Origin of the sequence: Pseudomonas citrullilanati (genome assembly GCF_030580855.1) — a bacterium.
GTDB lineage: Bacteria > Pseudomonadota > Gammaproteobacteria > Pseudomonadales > Pseudomonadaceae > Aquipseudomonas > Aquipseudomonas citrulli.
Map to the genome: position 1 here is coordinate 46,627 of NZ_JAUQOP010000018.1, position 19,571 is coordinate 66,197.

Sequence of the window (19,571 nt, forward strand, 5' to 3'; positions counted from 1 at the left end):
AGTCACTGTGTGGGAATTGGTCAAATCCGGCGGCTGGATGATGTTGCCGATCATTCTGAGTTCCATCGCGGCATTGGGTATCGTTGCCGAACGCCTGTGGACCCTGCGGGCCAGCCGCGTGACCCCGGAGCACCTGCTCGGGCAGGTCTGGGTGTGGATCAAGGACAAGCAGCTGAACAAGGACAAACTCAAGGAGCTGCGCGCCAGCTCTCCCCTGGGGGAGATCCTCGCCGCCGGCCTGGCGAACTCCAAGCATGGTCGCGAGATCATGAAGGAATGCATCGAGGAAGCCGCCGCCCGGGTCATCCATGAGCTGGAGCGTTACATCAACGCCCTGGGCACCATCGCCGCCATGTCCCCGTTGCTGGGCCTGCTGGGTACGGTGCTGGGCATGATCGATATCTTCAGCGCCTTCACCGGTTCCGGCATGTCCACCAACGCCGCCGTGCTCGCGGGCGGGATCTCCAAGGCGCTGATCACCACCGCTGCCGGCCTGATGGTGGGTATCCCCTCGGTGTTTTTCCACCGGTTCCTGCAACGCCGCGTCGACGAACTCGTGGTGGGCATGGAGCAGGAAGCCATCAAGCTGGTCGAGGTGGTGCAGGGCGATCGTGATGTGGACCTGGCCGGGGACAAGAAGTGAAATTCCGTCGCAAACCCCGGGAAAACATCGAGATCAACCTGGCGTCGTTGATCGACGTGGTGTTCATCCTGCTGCTGTTTTTCGTCGTGACCACCACCTTCACCCGGGAAACCCAGCTCAAGGTCGAGTTACCTCAGGCCGTCAGTGGCTCGCCGGCCGAGGACCAGCAACTCAAGAACCTGGAAGTCACCATCAGCGCCGAAGGGGCGTTCTCGGTGAACAACCAACTGCTGCCCAAGAGTGACCTGGCGAGCCTGATCGAGGCCCTGCAGAAAGAGTCCGGCGGCGACACCAACCTGCCGTTGTCCATCAGCGCCGACGGCAAGACCCCTCATCAATCGGTGATCACCGCCATGGATGCAGCCGGCAAGCTCGGTTTCAGCCATTTGCGCATGACCACGGTCGAGGCGGCGCCCGCACCCTGATGGCCATGTCCGATCGTTTGCTTGCCGCGTGGTACCAGGGGCATCCGGCCCTGGCGCTGCTGCGGCCGCTGGAGTGGTTGTACCGGCGCGTAGTCGTGCGCAAGCGCGAGCGCTTCCTGGCCGGTGACGGCTCGATCTACCAACCGCCCGTGCCGTTGGTGGTGGTCGGCAATATCACGGTCGGCGGGACCGGCAAGACGCCGATGATCCTGTGGCTGATCGAGCATTGCCAGCGCAGCGGCCTGCGGGTCGGCGTGGTCAGCCGCGGCTATGGTGCCAAGCCGCCGCAGCTGCCATGGCGGGTCGAGGCCGGGCAGGGCGCCGACGTGGCCGGCGACGAACCGCTGTTGATCGTCCAGCGCACCGGCGTGCCGCTGATGATCGACCCGCAGCGCAGCCGCGCGGTCCAGGCGCTGTTGGAGCGCGAGGCGCTGGACCTGATCCTGTCCGACGATGGCATGCAGCATTACCGTATGGCCCGGGACCTGGAGCTGGTGCTGATCGACAGCGCCCGCGGCCTGGGCAATCGCCGCTGCCTGCCGGCCGGGCCGTTGCGCGAGCCGGTCGAGCGCCTGCAAGCGGTCGATGCCGTGCTGTACAACGGCGCCCGCGCCGATCGCGACGATGGCTTCGCCTTTGAACTGCGGCCCACTGCCCTGGTGAACCTGGCCAGCGGCGAACGCCGCGACCTCGACCATTTCCCGCCCGGCCAGGCCTTGCACGCCGTGGCCGGCATCGGCAATCCCCAGCGTTTCTTCAAGACCCTCGAGACGCTACACTGGCGACCCATACCGCACGGGTTTGCCGACCATGCCCACTACAGCGCCCAGGCCCTGGATTTCACGCCTTCGCTGCCATTGGTCATGACGGAAAAGGACGCGGTCAAGTGCCGTGCCTTCGCCGGTCCCGACTGGTGGTACCTGGCGGTGGATGCTGCGCCGTCACCGGCCTTCGCGACCTGGTTCGACACCCAACTGATGCGCCTGTTGCCGGATCGACTTTTGCCTTAACACCTTTCATCCAAGGGAATTTCCATGGACACCAAACTGCTCGATATCCTGGCCTGCCCGGTCTGCAAGGGACCGCTCAAGCTCAGCGCCGACAAGACCGAACTGATCAGCAAGGGCGCCGGCCTGGCCTACCCGATTCGTGACGGCATCCCGGTGATGCTCGAAAGCGAAGCCCGGACCCTGAGCACCGACGAGCGCCTGGATAAATGACCACCGCCTTTACCGTTGTCATTCCGTCGCGCTTCGCCTCGACGCGCCTGCCAGGCAAGCCACTGCTGTCGATCGCCGGCAAGCCGATGATCCAGCATGTGTGGGAGCAGGCTTGCAAGAGCAGCGCCCAGCGTGTGGTGGTGGCGACTGACGATGCGCGCATCGTCGAGGCCTGCAAGGGCTTCGGCGCCGACGTCGTGCTGACGCGCGAGGACCACAATTCCGGCACCGATCGCCTGGCGGAAGTCGCGGTGAAGCTCGGCCTTGAACCGGAGGCCATCGTGGTCAACGTCCAGGGCGACGAGCCGCTGATCCCGCCCAGCGTGATCGATCAGGTCGCCGCCAACCTCGCGGCCCACACCGAGGCGCGCATGGCCACCCTGGCCGAACCGATCGACGACGTGCAGGCCCTGTTCAATCCCAACGTGGTCAAGGTGGTCAGTGACCTCAACGGCCTGGCCCTGACCTTCAGCCGCACGACATTGCCGTGGGCCCGCGAAGCATTCGCCCAGGGCCGCGACGTGATGCCCGAAGGCGTGCCGTATCGTCGCCACATCGGCATCTATGCCTACCGCGCAGGCTTTCTCCAGGATTTCGTCGCCTGGGGGCCCTGCTGGCTGGAAGACACCGAGGCGCTGGAGCAACTGCGCGCCTTGTGGCACGGCGTGCGGATTCATGTCGCCGATGCGCTGGTCGCCCCGCCGACAGGGGTCGACACCCCGGAAGACCTCGAGCGCGTTCGTCGCCTGCTGGAGGCCTGATGCGGGTTCTGTTCGTCTGCCTCGGCAACATCTGCCGTTCACCCACCGCCGAAGGCATCCTGCGGCACAAGCTGCGCGAGGCCGGCCTGGCCGACCAGGTCGAGGTCGCCTCCGCCGGCACCGGTGACTGGCATGTCGGCAAGGCCCCGGACAAACGCAGCCAGGCCGCGGCCCTGCGCCGTGGCTACGACCTGTCGGCCCAGCGTGCCCAGCAGGTGACCCGCGCCGACTTCGCGGCCTACGACCTGATCCTGGCCATGGACAACAGCAACCTGCGCAATCTCAAGGCCCTGCAGCCGGCCAAGGGCAGGGCCGAGCTGGACCTGTTCCTGCGCCGCTACGAAGCCGAACTCGACGAGGTGCCGGACCCGTACTACGACGGCGAACAAGGTTTCGAGCAGGTGCTGGACCTGATTGAACAGGCCACGGATCGCCTGGTGATCGAATTGAAGGGACGGTTATGACCTTGCAGCTACAGGCCGGCGTCAGCCTCAAGCCGTTCAACAGTTTCGGCGTCGACGTGGCGGCACGCTTGTTCGCCGAGGCCCACGGCGACGGGGATGTCCGCGAGGCGCTGGCCTATGCCCGCGACCACGACGTACCGCTGCTGGTGATTGGCGGTGGCAGCAACCTGTTGCTGACCGGGGACATCGACGCGCTGGTGTTGCGCATGGCCAGCCAGGGGATTCGCTTGCTCAGCGATGACGGCGAACGGGTGGTGGTCGAGGCCGAAGCCGGCGAACCCTGGCACCCCTTTGTCCAGTACACGCTGGCGCAAGGCTGGTCGGGGCTGGAGAATCTCAGCCTGATTCCTGGCACCGTCGGCGCGGCCCCGATGCAGAACATCGGCGCCTACGGCGTGGAGGTCAAGGACGTTTTCGCCGGCCTCACGGCACTCGATCGCCAGACCGGCGAATTACGCGAGTTCAACCTGGAGCAATGCCGCTTCGCTTATCGCGACAGCCTGTTCAAGCAGCAAGCGGGCCGCTGGTTGATCCTGCGGGTGCGCTTCGCCCTCAGTCGCGCCGCCCACCTGCACCTGGACTACGGCCCGGTCCGCCAGCGGTTGAACGAGCAGGGCATCGACCAGGCGACCCCGACGGATGTCAGCCGGGCCATTTGCAGCATCCGTAGCGAGAAACTCCCGGACCCGGCGGTGCTCGGCAATGCCGGCAGTTTCTTCAAGAACCCGCTGGTGCCGGCCGAGCATGTCGCGCACCTCAAGCAGCAATACCCGGACCTGGTGGCTTATCCACAGCCTGGAGGGCAGATGAAAATCGCCGCCGGATGGCTGATCGAACGGGCCGGCTGGAAAGGTTTCCGCGAGGGTGACGCCGGGGTGCATGCGTTGCAGGCCCTGGTGCTGGTCAACCACGGCGGCGCCACGGGCCTGCAATTGCTGGAACTGGCCCAGCGCATCCAGAGAGACATCGCCGAGCGTTTCCAGGTGGAGCTGGAAATGGAACCCAACCGCTACTGAACCGGTCTTTGGTCATGACGACCCGGCGACGCCCTGTCCAATCGTGCGCAAAGAGCATTTGTGCAGGATTGTGCAGGGCGTTTTGCTTGATCCTGGGTTAATTTAGCCTCCAAACGATGCGACCATCGCATCCGCAAGGCCCGGTGCAGACGCCTGTGTGCGTGTGCATAAGAGAGCCGATCAGCCTGAGCCAGTCTGCGATACCCGAACCGTTACCCAAGCGGCAGATTGCTCGACCCCATAACTCGACCACTATGCGGGCGTGCCCATGATTACCCTGAAACTCAATGGAAAAGACCATCAACTGGATGTGACCGAGGACATGCCGCTGCTCTGGGCGATCCGCGATGTCGCCGGCTACAACGGCACCAAGTTCGGCTGCGGCATGGGCCTGTGCGGCGCGTGCACCATCCACATCGACGGCGCCCCTGCGCGCAGTTGCATCACCCCCATCGGCTCGGTGCAAGGGCAAGCCATCAGCACCATCGACGAACTGCACGCCGACCCGATCGGGCAAGTCGTGCAGAAGGCCTGGCTCGATACCGCCGTGGCCCAGTGCGGTTTCTGCCAGGGCGGACAGATCATGTCCGCGACGGCCTTGCTCAAGACCAACCCCAACCCGAGCGATGAGCAGATCGAGGAAGCCATGGTCGGCAACATCTGCCGGTGCGGCACCTACAACCGGATCAAGACCGCCATCCGCCAAGCCTCCACCCACCTGAAGGAGGCCAAGGCATGAGCCGCTTGCCCACGGATTTTGTGTTGAGCAACCTCAGCCGTCGCGGTTTCCTCAAGGGCGCGAGCGCCACCGGCGTCCTGGTGCTGGCCGCCAGTTGGGGCCTGCCGGATGCCTTTGCCGAGGACAAGAAATTCGGCGCCGAGGGCATGCCCCATGGTGCGGTCGATGATCCGAAGGTGTATGTGAGCATTGCCGCCGACGGCAGCGTGACGGTGATCTGCAACCGTTCGGAAATGGGCCAGGGCGTACGCACCAGCCTGAGCATGGTCGTGGCCGACGAGCTGGAGGCCGACTGGGCGCTGGTGAAGGTGCAACAGGCACCGGCCGATGAAGCGCGCTTCGGCAACCAGGACACCGACGGCTCGCGCAGCATGCGTCACTGGTACGAGCCGATGCGCCGCTGCGGGGCCGCCGCGCGGACCATGCTGGAGCAGGCCGCTGCCGCGCAATGGGGCGTCCCGGTGACGGAATGCCGGGCGCAGTTGCACAAAGTGCTGCACCAGCCCTCTGGTCGGGAGTTGGGGTATGGCGCGTTGGCGGCCGCTGCCAGTGCCTTGCCCGTGCCGGCCCGCGACAGCTTGCGCCTGAAGCAGGCGTCGGAATTTCGCTACATCGGCAAGGAAGCGAGCCGCGCCATCGATGGCGCGGACATCGTCAACGGTCGCGCGGTGTTTGGCGCCGATGTGCATTTCGACGGCATGCTCTATGCCGTCGTGGCCCGCCCGCCGGTCTATGGTGGCAAGGTCAGGGCCGTGGACAGCAGCGCCGCGCTGAAAGTACCCGGCGTGGTCAAGGTGGTGGCCATCGAAGGCCGCCCGCTGCCGTCGGAATTCCAGCCCCTGGGCGGCGTGGCGGTGGTGGCGAAGAACACCTGGGCGGCGATCAAGGGCCGTGAAGCGCTGAAAATCGAATGGGACGACGGCCCGAACGCCGGCTATGACTCCATCGCCTATCGCAAGGAACTGGAAGCGGCCGCCCTCAAGCCCGGCAAGGTCGTGCGCAGCAGCGGTAACCTCGACGACGCGCTGGCCAAGGCCGACTCGACGCTGGAGGCGGCGTATTACCTGCCGCACCTGTCCCAGTCGCCGATGGAACCGATGGTCGCCGTCGCTCGCTTCAAGGATGGCCAATGCGAAGCCTGGGCGCCGAGCCAGGCCCCGCAGGTAACGCGCGAGCGCATCGCCGAGCGCCTGGGCATCGGGTTCGACAAGGTCACGGTGAACATCACGTTGCTGGGCGGTGGTTTCGGGCGCAAGTCCAAGCCGGATTTCGTCGTGGAGGCGGCGGTGCTGGCCAAGGAATTCCCCGGCCAGGCGATCCGGGTGCAATGGACCCGCGAGGACGACATCCACCACTCGTACTTCCATACCGTATCGGCCGAATACCTGAAGGCCGGCCTGAACCAGGACGGCATGCCGTCCGGCTGGCTGCACCGCACCGTGGCGCCGAGCATCACCGCGCTGTTCGCGCCGGGAATGACCCACGAAGCGCCGTTCGAAATCGGCATGGGCGTGACCAACATGGCCTACGCTATTCCCAACATGCGCATGGAGAACCCCGAGGCGACGGCACATGCCCGGGTGGGCTGGTACCGCTCGGTGTCGAACATTCCCCACGGCTTCGCGATCCAGAGTTTCATCGATGAACTGGCCCACAAGGCTGGGCAGGATCCGTTGAAGTACCAGCTCAAGTTGCTCGGTCCGGACCGCAAGATCGATCCGCGCACCGTCAGCGACGAGTGGAACTACGGCGAGTCGCCCGAACGTTATCCCATCGACACGGCGCGGATAAGGACAGTCCTGGAAACAGCGGCCAAGGCCGCCGGTTGGGGCCGGACACTGCCCAAGGGCCGCGGCCTCGGCCTGGCGGTGCACTACAGCTTCGTCACCTATGTCGCCGCGGTCATCGAGGTGGAGGTCAAGGACGATGGCACGGTGATCGTGCACAAGGCCGATATCGCCGTGGATTGCGGTCCGCAGATCAACCCCGAGCGTATTCGCTCGCAGTTCGAAGGGGCCTGTGTCATGGGCCTGGGGAACGCGATGGTGGGGGAAATCAGCTTCAAGGACGGCAAGGTCCAGCAGGACAACTTCCACATGTACGAAGTGGCGCGCATGTCCCTGGCGCCCAAGGAAGTGGCGGTGCACCTGGTGACGCCGCCGGGCGAGGTGCCGCTGGGCGGCGTCGGCGAACCGGGTGTGCCGCCGATTGCGCCGGCCCTGTGCAATGCGCTGTTCGCCGCCACCGGCAAGCGCATTCGTAGCTTGCCCGTGCGTTATCAGTTGCAGGGTTGGCAGCAGGCCAGCGCCTGATGGACAGCGTTGATCTGAACGTTCTGCGCAGCGTGCTCCAGTGGCGCCGCGCCGGGCAGCGGGTGGTGTTGTTCACCGTGGTCCAGACCTGGGGAACCGCGCCCAGGCCGCCGGGGGCGATGCTGGCCCTGCGCGAAGACGGCGTGGTGATCGGCTCGGTGTCGGGCGGTTGTGTCGAGGATGACCTGATCGCCCGGCTGCATGACGGGCGCATCCCGGCGGACGGCCCGCCGGTGCAGATGATCACCTATGGTGTCACCCGTGAAGAGGCGGCGCGTTTCGGCCTGCCGTGCGGCGGCACCTTGCGCTTGACTGAAGAACGGATCGGCGACCCTGAGTGGGTCGCTGAACTGTTGCGACGTTGCGAGGCCCACGAGATTGTCGCCCGCGAACTGAATATCGCCGGCGGCCATGTGACATTGACACCGGCCGACAAGGGCGATGGGCTGGTGTTCGATGGCCGCACGCTGCGCGCCATCTACGGTCCGCGCTGGCGTTTGTTGTTGATCGGTGCCGGGCAACTGTCGCGCTACGTGGCGCAAATGGCCCGCTTGCTGGACTTCGAGGTGCTGATCTGCGATCCGCGCAAGGAGTTCGTCTATGGCTGGGAGGAACAGCACGGACGCTTCGTCACGGGGATGCCCGACGAGGCGGTGTTGAATATCCAGACCGACGAGCGCACGGCCATCGTCGCCTTGACCCACGACCCGCGGCTGGATGACATGGCCTTGCTGACGGCGCTGGACTCCAGGGCCTTTTATGTCGGTGCGCTGGGCTCGCGGGTCAACAGCCAGAAGCGCCGGGATAACCTGGCTCAGCTAGGCTTGTCCGATGAGGCCATCGAGCGGCTGCATGGGCCGATCGGCTTGCACATCGGCAGTCACACCCCGGCGGAGATCGCCTTGTCGCTGTTGGCCGAAATCGTCGCGATCAAGAATGGCGTTGAACTGCGCCAGAAGAAATCGCTGTAAGTCGCAGGCAAGGAGGGCGTATGAGTGAAACCATTGGCGTGATCATTCTCGCAGCCGGTTTGGGCAATCGTTTCCGCCAGGTGGCCGGCCCGGACAAGGACAAGCTGCTGGCCGACTGCACCGGGCGTGACGGCGGCGTGCGATCGGTGATCGAGCAGGTGCTGGTGAATCTGCCGGCCCATCTGGAGCGGCGCGTGCTGGTGACCCGTGAGGACCGTCCCCAAGCCGTGCGCATGGCCCAGGCCTATGGGTGTGATTGCGTGGAACTGGACTCCCCAGGGCTGGGCGACAGCATTGCCGCGGGCGTCCGGGCCTGCCCGGACCTTGAGGGATGGCTGGTTGTGCTGGGCGACATGCCGTTCATCCTGCCGTCGAGTATCGAGCGGGTGGTGGAGGGGATTCATGAGGATGGCATCAGCGTGCCGGTTTTCGCGGGTAATTATGGTCACCCGGTCGGGTTCGGCCGGGCATTTGCGGCGAAGCTGATGGCATTGAGCGGGGATCGCGGCGCCAAGGCGTTGTTTGCCGGGGCTCGCGTGGTCGAAGTGCCGGTGGACGATCCGGGTGTGACGTGGGACGTCGATGGGCCCGAGGCCCTGGCCTTCAAATAACAGGCGACGCGGATCCTTGTGGGAGCGGGGTGGCTCGCGAAGGCGGTGTATCGCCTGGCCCGACGCCTTCGCGGGCAGGCCCGCTCCCACAGTGGGTCCCCAGTGGGCATCAACCCACTGTGGATAAGTACGCAGGCATAAAAAAGCCCCGCCTGGCATGACCAGGCGGGGCTTTTTACTGGGCGGTGGAATCAGGCGTGAGGTTTAGGCTCGTGCTCTTTTTCCAGGGCTTCAGTGTGACGCGGTGCGACTTCTTCAGCGGTGTGAAGCGGCTCGTCGATCACCGGGGCCGATTCAGCCGGAGCTGGCTCGACGATGGTTTCAACCGCCGGGGCAGGGGCCGCCTCGACGACTTCCACGACCGGTGCAGGCTCGGCGGCAGGCGCCTGGGCAGCGGCAGCTTGTTCGGCTTCCTTCTGCAGACGCTCGGCTTCACGCTTGCGACGACGCACTTCACGCGGATCGTTCGGTGCACGGCCGTTTTCGGTCAGGGCGCTGGCAGGTGCCGGCTCCTGCACGGGCGCCGCCACTGGGGCAACGACAGGGGCTTCGACCACGGGCGCAGTCTCGACCTCTGCAGGCTCGATCGCCTTCACCGGTTCTGGCGTCGGCGCTGGCTCTGCAACCGGTGCCGGAGCGGCTGGCTCGGCGCTCCAGTTGAACGCGGTCTGCTCTTCGCGCACGGGCTCGGATGCCTGGTGCGCGGCAGGTGCTTCAACGACCGGTTCAACGACCGGTTCAGCGGCAACCACTGGCTGCTCGACCACCGGTGCAGGCTCGGCAACCACTGGCGTTTGCGCCTGGGGTTCAGCCGCCGGGGCCCGTTCAACTTCCGGCGAAGCGGTGGCTTGCACCGGCGTCGTGGCTTCAACCACTGGCGCTTCAGCCACCGGGGCGCTTTCCACGGCAGCGGTCGCACGTTCGGCCTGCTGGTGAGCCTCGGCTTCGGCAGGGGCGCTGATGGCGCTGCTGGCCACGGCGGCGGTCACGGCCAGGCCGGCAGCCAGGTCGGCAGCGCTCGGGGTCGGGGCGTTCTCGGAGGACTCGGACTCTTCCGAACCTTCGATCACGTTGCCGTTGGCGTCACGCTGGCGCTCACGACGGTTGCTGCGACGACGCTGGCCACGGGAGCGGCGGCGTGGACGATCACCTTCGGCGTTGTCCTGGCCGTCTTCCTGCAGTTGTTCCTCGGCGTTCAGCACTTCTTCTTCACTGGCAGCGGCGGCCTGCTCGGCGCGTGGTTGACGCTCTTCACGCGGCGGACGCGGTGCGCGTTCTTCACGAGGCTGGCGGGCCGGACGCTCTTCAGCGGTGGCGGCAGCAGCAGGTGCGGCGTCCAGGGGCTCACGCAGTTCGCGAACACGTTCTTCACGCTCGCCACGCGGCTTGCGGTCTTCACGCGGTGCGCGAGGCTGGCGCTCTTCACGCGGCGGACGCGGTGCGCGTTCTTCGCGGGCCACGGCCGGGGCGTCTTCACGCAGTTCGCGAGGCTGGCGCTCTTCGCGTGGGGCGCGCTCTTCACGCGGTGCACGCTCTTCGCGCGGTGCGCGTTCTTCACGTGGCGCACGTTCTTCGCGAGGCTTGCGCTCCTCGTCACGGCGACCGTTGCGGTTGCGGGTCTGCTGGCGACCGTTACGGCGTTCCTCGTTACGGGCAGGGCGCTCGGGTGCGGCAGGCTTGGCAACGACGGCCGGTGCGGCAGGCTCTTCCTTGGTGGCGAACAGGCTGACCAGGGACTTCACCAGGCCCTTGAACAGGCTTGGCTCGGGCGCGGCGGCCGGTGCGGCAACCGGGGCGGCGACTTCGGTCGGCACTGGCGCGTTGGCGCGGGCCGGTGCGGTCTTGACCGCGGCTTCCTGGCGAACCAGGGTGCGGGTGGCGGCGGCCGGCTGGACGTCTTCCGCTTCGGCAGCGGCAGCGGCGATCTCGTAGCTGGACTGGTTGGTGTGGGCTTCCGGGCTGTCATCGCGCAGGCGCTGCACTTCGAAGTGCGGCGTCTCGAGGTGGTCGTTCGGCAGGATGACGATACGGGCGCGGGTGCGCAGTTCGATCTTGGTGATCGAGTTGCGTTTTTCGTTGAGCAGGAACGCGGCCACCGGGATCGGCACCTGGGCACGCACTTCGGCGGTGCGGTCCTTCAGGGCTTCTTCCTCGATCAGGCGCAGGATCGCCAGGGACAGCGACTCGACGTCACGGATGATGCCGGTGCCGTTGCAGCGTGGGCAGACGATGCCGCTGCTCTCGCCCAGGGAGGGACGCAGGCGCTGGCGGGACATCTCCAGCAGGCCGAAGCGCGAGATGCGACCGACCTGTACGCGGGCACGGTCGGCTTCCAGGCATTCACGGACCTTTTCTTCCACGGCGCGCTGGTTCTTGGCCGGGGTCATGTCGATGAAGTCGATGACGATCAGGCCGCCGATATCGCGCAGGCGCAACTGGCGGGCGATTTCCTCGGCCGCTTCAAGGTTGGTCTGCAGGGCGGTTTCTTCGATGTCGCTGCCTTTGGTGGCGCGGGCCGAGTTGATGTCGATGGACACCAGGGCTTCGGTCGGGTCGATGACGATGGAGCCACCGGACGGCAGCTCGACGACGCGCTGGAAGGCGGTCTCGATCTGGCTTTCGATCTGGAAGCGGTTGAACAGCGGCACGCTGTCTTCGTACAGCTTGATCTTGCTGGCGTACTGCGGCATCACCTGGCGGATGAAGGTCAGGGCTTCGTCCTGGGCTTCGACGCTGTCGATCAGCACTTCGCCGATGTCCTGGCGCAGGTAATCGCGGATGGCCCGGATGATCACGTTGCTTTCCTGGTAGATCAGGAACGGCGCGGAGCGGTCCAGCGAGGCTTCCTTGATGGCGGTCCACAGTTGCAGCAGGTAGTCGAGGTCCCACTGCATCTCTTCGCTGCTGCGGCCGAGGCCGGCCGTGCGAACGATCAGGCCCATGTCGGCTGGCGCGACCAGGCCATTGAGGGCTTCACGCAGTTCGTTGCGCTCTTCGCCTTCGATGCGGCGCGAGATGCCGCCGGCGCGCGGGTTGTTCGGCATCAGGACCAGGTAACGGCCGGCCAGGCTGATGAAGGTGGTCAGGGCGGCGCCCTTGTTGCCACGCTCTTCTTTTTCGACCTGGACGATGACTTCCTGGCCTTCGCTCAGGACGTCCTTGATGTTGACGCGACCTTCAGGGGCTTTCTTGAAGTACTCGCGGGAGATTTCCTTGAGGGGCAGGAAGCCGTGGCGCTCGGAGCCGAAATCGACAAAGGCAGCCTCCAGGCTGGGTTCGATGCGAGTGATCCGGCCCTTGTAGATGTTGGCCTTCTTCTGCTCGCGTGCACCGGATTCGATATCCAGGTCGTAGAGGCGCTGGCCGTCTACCAGGGCAACACGCAACTCTTCGGGTTGAGTTGCGTTAATCAGCATTCTTTTCATGTAGTACCGTCGGTTTCCGGGCTGCCGGAAACGGCGTTCGGCACACACGACTTCTCACGGTCGGTGTCAGGTGCGTCCTGGAAGTGGCAGGGCCACCCCAGTGCCCAGCGAGTTCGACCCAATGATGGCGAAGTCGCGACGGACGCGTCCTGCTTGCTGGTACTCAAGCACTCAGTCAGGAGGAGGAATCAACCGACGCCTGTGGACGAGATGAAGCGTCTAAATATAAGCCTAGTGCTACACAGTCCGACGGTTGTACATCTCCACCCTACACGTATCCCTGATAATTCGGGTGCTGCCGCGCGCAGAATCCGCAGCGGGTTGGCATTTACCGTGAGCTCCGGAAGGGGAGGTCACGCATCATGGCTCATTTAGGCGTTGTTTCCGAAGCTCTCGCTCGGGGTCGTTCGTAGCTGACTGCACTTTGTGAACTGGCCGTGAATGTGGCGCGCAAGGCGAGTCAGAACTCTGCTTTGCGGCGTATTTCAGGCCTCATGTCACCTGCGCTCGTTACACCTGCAAACTCTACCGTTCGTAGCGAAAGCCCCGTAGGACGGCCTCTCGTCCTCGTGAATTGCGTTGGTCAGGGCCGGTTTTTGACCGTTAGTCCGCTGTCCAGCCACTTTTGGCGGCGTTCGCGACTATAGCAGCAATGATTAAGTGCTTCAATTCCATAAAAAATTGTTATGATCGCCGCCATGACGACTACTGCCCCTTCGACCCCTGGCGTTCAACTGCTCGAGGTCTCGCCGGAATATGCCGGCCAACGAATCGATAACTTCCTGCTGGCCCGGCTCAAAGGCGTGCCCAAGACCTTGATCTACCGCATCTTGCGCAAAGGCGAAGTGCGGGTGAACAAGGGGCGGATCAAGCCCGAATACAAGCTCCAGGCCGGTGATATCGTGCGCGTCCCGCCCGTGCGGGTACCCGAGCGCGATGAGCCGGTGCCCCTGGCCCAGGGCCTGCTGCAGCGCCTGGAAGCCTCGATTGTCCATGAAGACAAAGGCCTGATCGTGATCAACAAGCCCGCGGGCATTGCCGTTCACGGCGGCAGCGGGCTGAACTTCGGCGTGATCGAGGCCTTTCGTCAGCTGCGCCCCGAGGCCAAGGAGCTGGAGCTGGTCCATCGCCTCGATCGCGACACCTCCGGCCTGCTGATGATCGCCAAGAAACGCAGCATGTTGCGCCACTTGCATGAGCAATTGCGGGGCGACGGCGTCGACAAGCGCTACATGGCTCTGGTGCGCGGTCGCTGGGAAACCTCCGTCAAGCAGGTGCGCGCGCCGCTGCTCAAGAGCAACCTGCGGTCTGGCGAGCGCATGGTCGAGGTCAACGAGGAGGGCAAGGAGGCGTTGACGGTGTTCAAAGTGCTGCGCCGCTTCGGTGACTTCGCCACGATGGTCGAGGCCAAGCCGGTGACCGGTCGTACCCACCAGATTCGCGTCCATACCCTGCACGCCGGGCATAGCATCGCGGGCGACAGCAAGTACGGCGATGAGGATTTCACCAAGGAAATCCGCGAGCTGGGCGGCAAGCGCCTGTTTCTCCATGCCTACATGCTCACCGTGCCGTTGCCTGATGGCGGCGAGCTGAAATTGCAGGCGCCGGTGGATGAGATGTGGGCCAAGACCGTGGAGCGGTTGAGTGCATCCTGACTACAAACTGCTGATTTTCGATTGGGACGGCACGCTGGCGAACTCCATCGAGCGGATCGTGGAGGCGATGCATGCCGCCTCGGATCGCATGGGGTTCGCCCGGTGCGATGACATGGCCGTCAAGGGCATCATCGGCCTGGGGTTGCCGGAAGCCATCCGCAGTCTCTACCCGGAGATCGATGACCTGGCGCTGCCTGCTTTTCGCCAGCACTATGCGGACCACTATATTGCCCTGGAAGCCGAGCCTTCGCCGTTGTTCGATGGCGTGGCGGCCACCCTGGACGCCCTGCGCGCCGAGGGGTATCGCCTGGCCGTGGCGACCGGCAAGGCCCGGCGCGGGTTGGACCGGGTGCTCAGGTCCCATGGCTGGGACGATTATTTCGATATCACCCGCGCCGCCGATGAAACTGCCAGCAAGCCACACCCTCTGATGCTTGAGCAGATCCTGGCGCACTGCAACATGCGTCCGGATCAGGCGCTGATGGTGGGCGACTCGTCGTTCGACCTGCAGATGGCGCGCAATGCCGGCATGGGTTCGGTGGCGGTCAGCTACGGGGCCCAGTCGATCGAGGCGCTGCGGGCGTTCGAGCCGTGCTTGGCCATTGATCATTTTCCTGAGTTGCACGCCTGGCTGAGCCGGCGCGCCCGTTAACGTTTGCTGGGGAACCACGCATGACCGATGAATGGAAGGCACCTGCCAAGGCGAGCGCCGAGGGCGGGGATGACAAAAGCTGGAAGCTGTTGGAAAAGACCCTGCTGGCCAGTGTGCAGGAGCAGCGTCGTGCCCGTCGCTGGGGTATTTTCTTCAAGTCGCTGACTTTTATTTACATCTTTCTGGCGCTGGCGCTGTTCACGCCGTTGATGAACATGGAGAAAAGCGCCGTCAGCGGTTCGGCGTACACCGCATTGATCGACATCGAAGGCATGATCGCCGACAAGGAGGCCGCCAGCGCGGACAACATCGTCGGTAGCCTGCGGGCTGCGTTCGAGGATCCGAAGGTCAAGGGCGTGGTGCTGCGCATCAACAGCCCGGGTGGCAGTCCGGTGCAGTCGGGCTATGTCTATGACGAGATCGTGCGGTTGCGTGGGTTGCACCCGGATATCAAGGTCTACGCGGTCATTTCCGATCTCGGTGCCTCCGGTGCCTACTACATCGCCAGTGCGGCAGACCAGATCTATGCCGACAAGGCCAGCCTGGTGGGCTCCATCGGCGTGACGGCGGCCGGCTATGGGTTCGTCGGGACCATGGAAAAGCTCGGTGTGGAGCGCCGGGTGTACACCTCTGGCGAACATAAGTCCTTCCTCGACCCGTTCCAGCCGCAGAAACCCGAGGAAACCGCCTTCTGGCAGGGCGTGCTCGACACCACCCACAAGCAGTTCATCGCCAGCGTCAAGAAAGGCCGGGGCGAGCGCCTGAAGGACAAGGAGCATCCCGAGCTGTTCTCCGGGCTGGTCTGGTCGGGCGAGCAGGCGCTGCCGCTGGGCCTGATCGACGGCCTGGGCAGTGCCAGTTCGGTGGCGCGCGATGTCATCGGGCAAAAGGAACTGGTGGACTTCACCATCGAAGAGTCGCCGTTCGACCGCTTCTCGAAAAAGCTCGGCGCAAGCATCGCCGAGCACCTGGCGATGTGGATGGGCTTCCAGGGGCCAGCGTTGCGCTAGTTCCTCGTTTCCCGCGATCTTCTGTGGCGAGGAGATTGCTGTGGGAGCAAAGCTTGCTCGCGATGAGCGCTGACTCGGCTGGCCTGTACCATTGCGGTGCCTGGATCGCGGGCAAGCCTTGCTCCCACACAAGCCTTGCTCCCACAAATGAATCCCCTTGCCACACGTTGTATGTTGGATCAGGGCACCTGCACGCCCTCGGCCAGCAGCATGTCCACCAAGCGGATCAGTGGCAGGCCGACCAGGCTGGTGGCGTCCGGGCCTTCAGTGCTCTGGAACAGGCTGACGCCCAGCCCCTCGGCCTTGAAGCTGCCGGCGCAATCATAAGGCTGTTCGATTCGCAGGTAGCGTTCCACGCGCGCCGGATCCAGTGTGCGCATGTTGACGGTAAACGGAACGCAATCGACCTGGCAGGCTCCCGTCTGGCTATTGAGCAGTGCCAGTCCCGTCAGGAACGTCACCTGCTTGCCGCTGGCCGCGAGCAGTTGTTCGCGGGCCTTTTCGAAGGTGTGCGGCTTGCCGAGGATGCGCTCGCCGAGCACGGCCACCTGGTCCGAGCCGATGATCAGGTGTGCCGGGTGGCTGCTCGCCAATGCCTGGGCTTTTTCCCGGGCCAGGCGCTTCACCAGTTCGAGGGCTGGCTCGCCGGCGCGATGGCTTTCGTCGATGCCGGGGGTGCCGCAGACGAATGGCAGCCCCAGGCGGGCGAGCAATTCCCGGCGGTAGATCGAGCTGGAGGCAAGTAATAAAGGCAGCATGGGCATCTCCAAGAGGCAGGGGCGAATTCTAGCGAGCCGCGCAAGTGACGGACAGGGCTGAATTTCCTTTGACATGGCAGGGTGTATCCCTATAATGCTGCGCCTATGTTGAATGACCCGATTCCACCTCACGTTGACCCGCGCAAATTGGCTGACCGTGGCACCACCCTCCAGGGTGAACTGCTGCTGGCCGATTTGAAGAGACTCTGCGACCCGCTTTCCGACGATGTCGGTACGGTCCAGGCTAAATTCGTTTTTGAACGAGATGAACGTAAATCTGTGGTGATCCACAGCTTTATCGACACTGAAGTCAAAATGGTTTGCCAGCGTTGTCTTGAGCTGGTCACCCTGCCGATCCACAGCGAATGCAGTTACGCCGTGGTGAAGGAGGGTGCGAATACCCAGTCGTTGCCGAAAGGTTATGACGTGCTGGAACTGGGCGAAGATCCATTGGATCTGCAGTCACTGATCGAGGAGGAGCTTCTGCTCGCCTTGCCCATTGTGCCTGCTCATCATCCGGAAGAATGCCAGCAGCCGGCGGGAGCAGATGAGCCCGAACCGAGCGAGGACGAGGTAACGCGGTCCAACCCGTTCAGTGTATTGGCGCAGTTAAAGCGTGACCCAAACGTTTAGGAGTTAATCAATTATGGCTGTTCAGCAGAACAAAAAATCCCGCTCTGCCCGTGACATGCGCCGTTCGCACGACGCTCTCGAGGCTAGCACCCTGTCCGTAGAAAAGACCACCGGTGAAGTTCACCTGCGTCACCACGTATCGCCAGAAGGCGTATACCGTGGTCGTAAAGTGATCGACAAGGGCGCTGACGAGTAATCCTTGTCCGCTCAAGTCATCGCGATTGACGCAATGGGCGGGGACTTCGGTCCCCGCAGCATTGTTCAGGCCAGTCTCGCTTGCCTGAATGCTACGCCCTCGCTGCACCTGACCCTCGTCGGTCAACCCTCCCTCCTGGAAGACCTGCTCAACGGCCAATCGGCTGCCGATCGCGCGCGCCTGACGATTACGCCGGCGTCCGAAGTCATCACCATGGACGAGAAGCCGGCGCAAGCCTTGCGCGGCAAACCCGATGCCTCGATGCGAGTGGCCCTTGAGCTGCTGCGCGACGGCAAGGTGCAGGCCTGCGTCAGTGCGGGAAACACCGGGGCGCTGATGGCGCTGTCGCGCTATGTGCTCAAGACCCTGCCCGGTATCGACCGGCCGGCCATGGTGGCGGCGATTCCCACCCAGCGAGGTTTCTGCCAGTTGCTCGACCTGGGGGCGAATGTCGATTGCAGCGCCGAGCACCTATTGCAGTTTGCCGTGATGGGCTCGGTCGCGGCGCAGACCCTGGGCATCGTGCGGCCCCGGGTGGCGCTGCTGAATATCGGCACCGAAGACATCAAGGGCAATCAGCAGGTCAAGTTGGCGGCCACCCTGCTGCAGAGCGCTCGGGGCATCAACTACATCGGTTTCGTCGAGGGTGACGGGGTGTACCGTGGCGAGGCCGACGTGGTGGTCTGCGATGGCTTTGTCGGCAATATCCTGCTCAAGTCCAGCGAAGGCCTGGCCACGATGATCAGCGAACGGATCGAGGCCCTGTTCAGGCAAAGCCTGGTCTCGCGAGTGGTGGGCGCCCTGGCGCTGCCCTTGATGCGCCGGTTGCAGGCGGACCTGGCCCCGGCGCGGCACAACGGTGCGAGTTTCCTCGGGCTACAGGGCATTGTGATCAAGAGCCATGGTTCGGCGGGTGTACAGGGGTTTCAAAGTGCGATCAACCGAGCGGTGATCGAGATCCAGGAGAACCTCCCCGAGCGCCTGCATGGCCGCCTCGAAGATTTGTTAACTTAGGCGTTTGGCTCCGACAATGCTTAAATGTGACCGGCTGGTTCAACCGGCCATCCAATTGTCAGTTTCCTAGCGCCCCCAGGGGCGTCACTTTCTGACGACAAGATCATTAGGGGCTTTGTTTTCATGTCTGCTTCCCTCGCATTCGTCTTTCCAGGACAAGGTTCGCAGTCCCTCGGCATGCTGGCCGAGCTGGGCGCGCAATACCCGCTGGTCCTTGAAACCTTCAAAGAAGCTTCCGATTCCCTTGGCTATGACCTGTGGGCGCTGACCCAGCAGGGGCCGGAAGAGTTGCTCAATCAAACCGACAAGACCCAACCGGCCATCCTAACCGCCTCGATCGCGCTGTGGCGCCTGTGGCTGGCCGAAGGTGGCGCGAGCCCGGCGTTCGTCGCCGGCCACAGCCTGGGCGAATACAGTGCCCTGGTGGCCGCTGGCAGCCTGAGCCTCGGCGACGCCGTCAAGCTGGTGGAGCGTCGTGGCCAGCTGATGCAAGAGGCCGTTCCGGCCGGGCAGGGCGGCATGGCCGCGATCCTGGGCCTGGACGATGCCGATGTGCTGGCGGCCTGTGCCGAGGCCGCGCAAGGCGATGTGGTCAGTGCGGTGAACTTCAACTCGCCGGGCCAGGTGGTGATCGCCGGTGCCAAGGCGGCCGTCGAGCGCGCCATCGAAGGTTGCAAGGCCCGTGGTGCCAAGCGCGCCATGCCGCTGCCGGTCAGCGTGCCGTCGCACTGCGAACTGATGCGTCCGGCTGCCGAGCGTTTTGCCGAGTCCATCGCCGCCATCGATTGGCAGGCGCCGCAGATCCCCGTGGTGCAGAACGTCAGCGCCAACGTGGCGGCGGATCTCGAGACACTCAAGCGTGACCTGCTGGAACAACTCTACAAGCCGGTTCGCTGGGTCGAGTCGGTACAGACCCTGGCCGCCAAGGGCGCGACCGAACTGGTGGAATGCGGCCCTGGCAAAGTGCTTGCCGGCCTGAACAAACGTTGCGCCGAAGGCGTGTCGACTTCCAACCTCAACACCCCAGACGCCTTCGCTGCCGCCCGTGCAGCGCAGGCCTGAACAG

Annotated in this window: 20 protein-coding genes; 18 read left to right on the forward strand and 2 right to left on the reverse strand. The window is 64.5% G+C overall.

Going from position 1 to position 19,571, the window contains the following annotated elements:
- Nucleotides 1–7: 7 nt before the first annotated feature.
- The 11 genes from pocA (at nt 8) to Q6A48_RS13970 (ending at nt 9,162) form a co-directional block, all read left to right on the forward strand.
- Nucleotides 8–643 (forward strand): flagellar polar localization protein PocA, encoded by a 636-nt coding sequence (gene pocA, locus Q6A48_RS13920; protein WP_304554679.1) that lies wholly within the window; start codon nt 8–10, stop codon nt 641–643.
- A complete protein-coding gene (gene pocB / locus Q6A48_RS13925) occupies nt 640–1,068 on the forward strand; it encodes a flagellar polar localization protein PocB (RefSeq protein ID WP_053123850.1) in 429 nt (142 codons plus the stop codon). Before pocA ends, pocB begins: the two co-directional genes overlap by 4 nt.
- On the forward strand, nt 1,068–2,078 hold the full coding sequence (gene lpxK, locus Q6A48_RS13930) for a tetraacyldisaccharide 4'-kinase (RefSeq protein ID WP_304554680.1): 1,011 nt from the start codon (nt 1,068–1,070) through the stop codon (nt 2,076–2,078). Before pocB ends, lpxK begins: the two co-directional genes overlap by 1 nt.
- Before the next feature lie 24 nt (nt 2,079–2,102).
- A complete protein-coding gene (locus Q6A48_RS13935; RefSeq protein WP_042728811.1) occupies nt 2,103–2,288 on the forward strand; it encodes a Trm112 family protein in 186 nt (61 codons plus the stop codon).
- The gene (gene kdsB / locus Q6A48_RS13940; RefSeq protein ID WP_304554681.1) at nt 2,285–3,049 is read left to right on the forward strand and encodes a 3-deoxy-manno-octulosonate cytidylyltransferase; all 765 of its coding nucleotides are present in this window, start codon (nt 2,285–2,287) and stop codon (nt 3,047–3,049) included. Before Q6A48_RS13935 ends, kdsB begins: the two co-directional genes overlap by 4 nt.
- On the forward strand, nt 3,049–3,513 hold the full coding sequence (locus Q6A48_RS13945) for a low molecular weight protein-tyrosine-phosphatase (protein ID WP_304554682.1): 465 nt from the start codon (nt 3,049–3,051) through the stop codon (nt 3,511–3,513). Before kdsB ends, Q6A48_RS13945 begins: the two co-directional genes overlap by 1 nt.
- Nucleotides 3,510–4,529 (forward strand): UDP-N-acetylmuramate dehydrogenase, encoded by a 1,020-nt coding sequence (gene murB / locus Q6A48_RS13950; RefSeq protein ID WP_304554683.1) that lies wholly within the window; start codon nt 3,510–3,512, stop codon nt 4,527–4,529. Before Q6A48_RS13945 ends, murB begins: the two co-directional genes overlap by 4 nt.
- Nucleotides 4,530–4,797: 268 nt before the next feature.
- Nucleotides 4,798–5,268, forward strand: coding sequence for a (2Fe-2S)-binding protein (locus Q6A48_RS13955; protein ID WP_304554684.1), 471 nt, complete (start codon nt 4,798–4,800; stop codon nt 5,266–5,268).
- Nucleotides 5,265–7,580: a xanthine dehydrogenase family protein molybdopterin-binding subunit gene (locus Q6A48_RS13960; protein WP_304554685.1), complete on the forward strand. Its 2,316-nt coding sequence runs from the start codon at nt 5,265–5,267 to the stop codon at nt 7,578–7,580. The genes Q6A48_RS13955 and Q6A48_RS13960 overlap by 4 nt, the downstream gene beginning before the upstream one ends.
- Complete coding sequence (locus Q6A48_RS13965) at nt 7,580–8,551, forward strand: XdhC family protein (RefSeq protein ID WP_304554686.1); 972 nt, start codon at nt 7,580–7,582, stop codon at nt 8,549–8,551. The genes Q6A48_RS13960 and Q6A48_RS13965 overlap by 1 nt, the downstream gene beginning before the upstream one ends.
- Before the next feature lie 20 nt (nt 8,552–8,571).
- Complete coding sequence (locus Q6A48_RS13970; RefSeq protein WP_304554687.1) at nt 8,572–9,162, forward strand: nucleotidyltransferase family protein; 591 nt, start codon at nt 8,572–8,574, stop codon at nt 9,160–9,162.
- Between the two features lie 191 nt (nt 9,163–9,353).
- Here Q6A48_RS13970 and rne read toward each other — a convergent pair whose 3' ends face one another.
- Entirely contained in the window at nt 9,354–12,587 is a 3,234-nt protein-coding gene (gene rne / locus Q6A48_RS13975) for a ribonuclease E (RefSeq protein ID WP_304554688.1), read from the reverse strand.
- A 698-nt stretch (nt 12,588–13,285) separates the two neighbouring features.
- Here rne and rluC point away from each other — a divergent pair.
- Genes rluC through Q6A48_RS13990 form a run of 3 tightly spaced genes read left to right on the forward strand, consistent with a single transcriptional unit; the run spans nt 13,286 to nt 15,904 of the window.
- Nucleotides 13,286–14,242, forward strand: a complete 957-nt coding sequence (gene rluC, locus Q6A48_RS13980) for a 23S rRNA pseudouridine(955/2504/2580) synthase RluC (RefSeq protein ID WP_304554689.1) — start codon at nt 13,286–13,288, stop codon at nt 14,240–14,242.
- On the forward strand, nt 14,232–14,894 hold the full coding sequence (locus Q6A48_RS13985) for an HAD-IA family hydrolase (protein WP_304554690.1): 663 nt from the start codon (nt 14,232–14,234) through the stop codon (nt 14,892–14,894). Before rluC ends, Q6A48_RS13985 begins: the two co-directional genes overlap by 11 nt.
- A gap of 20 nt (nt 14,895–14,914) precedes the next feature.
- On the forward strand, nt 14,915–15,904 hold the full coding sequence (locus Q6A48_RS13990; RefSeq protein ID WP_304554691.1) for a S49 family peptidase: 990 nt from the start codon (nt 14,915–14,917) through the stop codon (nt 15,902–15,904).
- A 179-nt stretch (nt 15,905–16,083) separates the two neighbouring features.
- Here Q6A48_RS13990 and Q6A48_RS13995 read toward each other — a convergent pair whose 3' ends face one another.
- The gene (locus tag Q6A48_RS13995) at nt 16,084–16,662 is read right to left on the reverse strand and encodes a Maf family protein (RefSeq protein ID WP_304554692.1); all 579 of its coding nucleotides are present in this window, start codon (nt 16,660–16,662) and stop codon (nt 16,084–16,086) included.
- Nucleotides 16,663–16,767: 105 nt separating this feature from the next.
- On the opposite strand from Q6A48_RS13995, the gene Q6A48_RS14000 reads away from it, so the two are divergent.
- The 4 genes from Q6A48_RS14000 to fabD all read left to right on the forward strand — a co-directional run bounded on the left by Q6A48_RS14000 (nt 16,768) and on the right by fabD (nt 19,567).
- Nucleotides 16,768–17,295: a YceD family protein gene (locus Q6A48_RS14000; RefSeq protein ID WP_003204262.1), complete on the forward strand. Its 528-nt coding sequence runs from the start codon at nt 16,768–16,770 to the stop codon at nt 17,293–17,295.
- 13 nt (nt 17,296–17,308) lie between these two features.
- Nucleotides 17,309–17,491, forward strand: coding sequence for a 50S ribosomal protein L32 (rpmF, locus tag Q6A48_RS14005; RefSeq protein WP_003179396.1), 183 nt, complete (start codon nt 17,309–17,311; stop codon nt 17,489–17,491).
- A 3-nt stretch (nt 17,492–17,494) separates the two neighbouring features.
- Nucleotides 17,495–18,505 carry a phosphate acyltransferase PlsX gene (gene plsX / locus Q6A48_RS14010; RefSeq protein ID WP_304554702.1) on the forward strand — a complete coding sequence of 337 codons (1,011 nt, stop codon included), beginning with the start codon at nt 17,495–17,497 and terminating at the stop codon, nt 18,503–18,505.
- A 123-nt stretch (nt 18,506–18,628) separates the two neighbouring features.
- Nucleotides 18,629–19,567 carry an ACP S-malonyltransferase gene (fabD, locus tag Q6A48_RS14015; RefSeq protein ID WP_304554703.1) on the forward strand — a complete coding sequence of 313 codons (939 nt, stop codon included), beginning with the start codon at nt 18,629–18,631 and terminating at the stop codon, nt 19,565–19,567.
- The last annotated feature ends 4 nt before the right edge of the window (nt 19,568–19,571 follow it).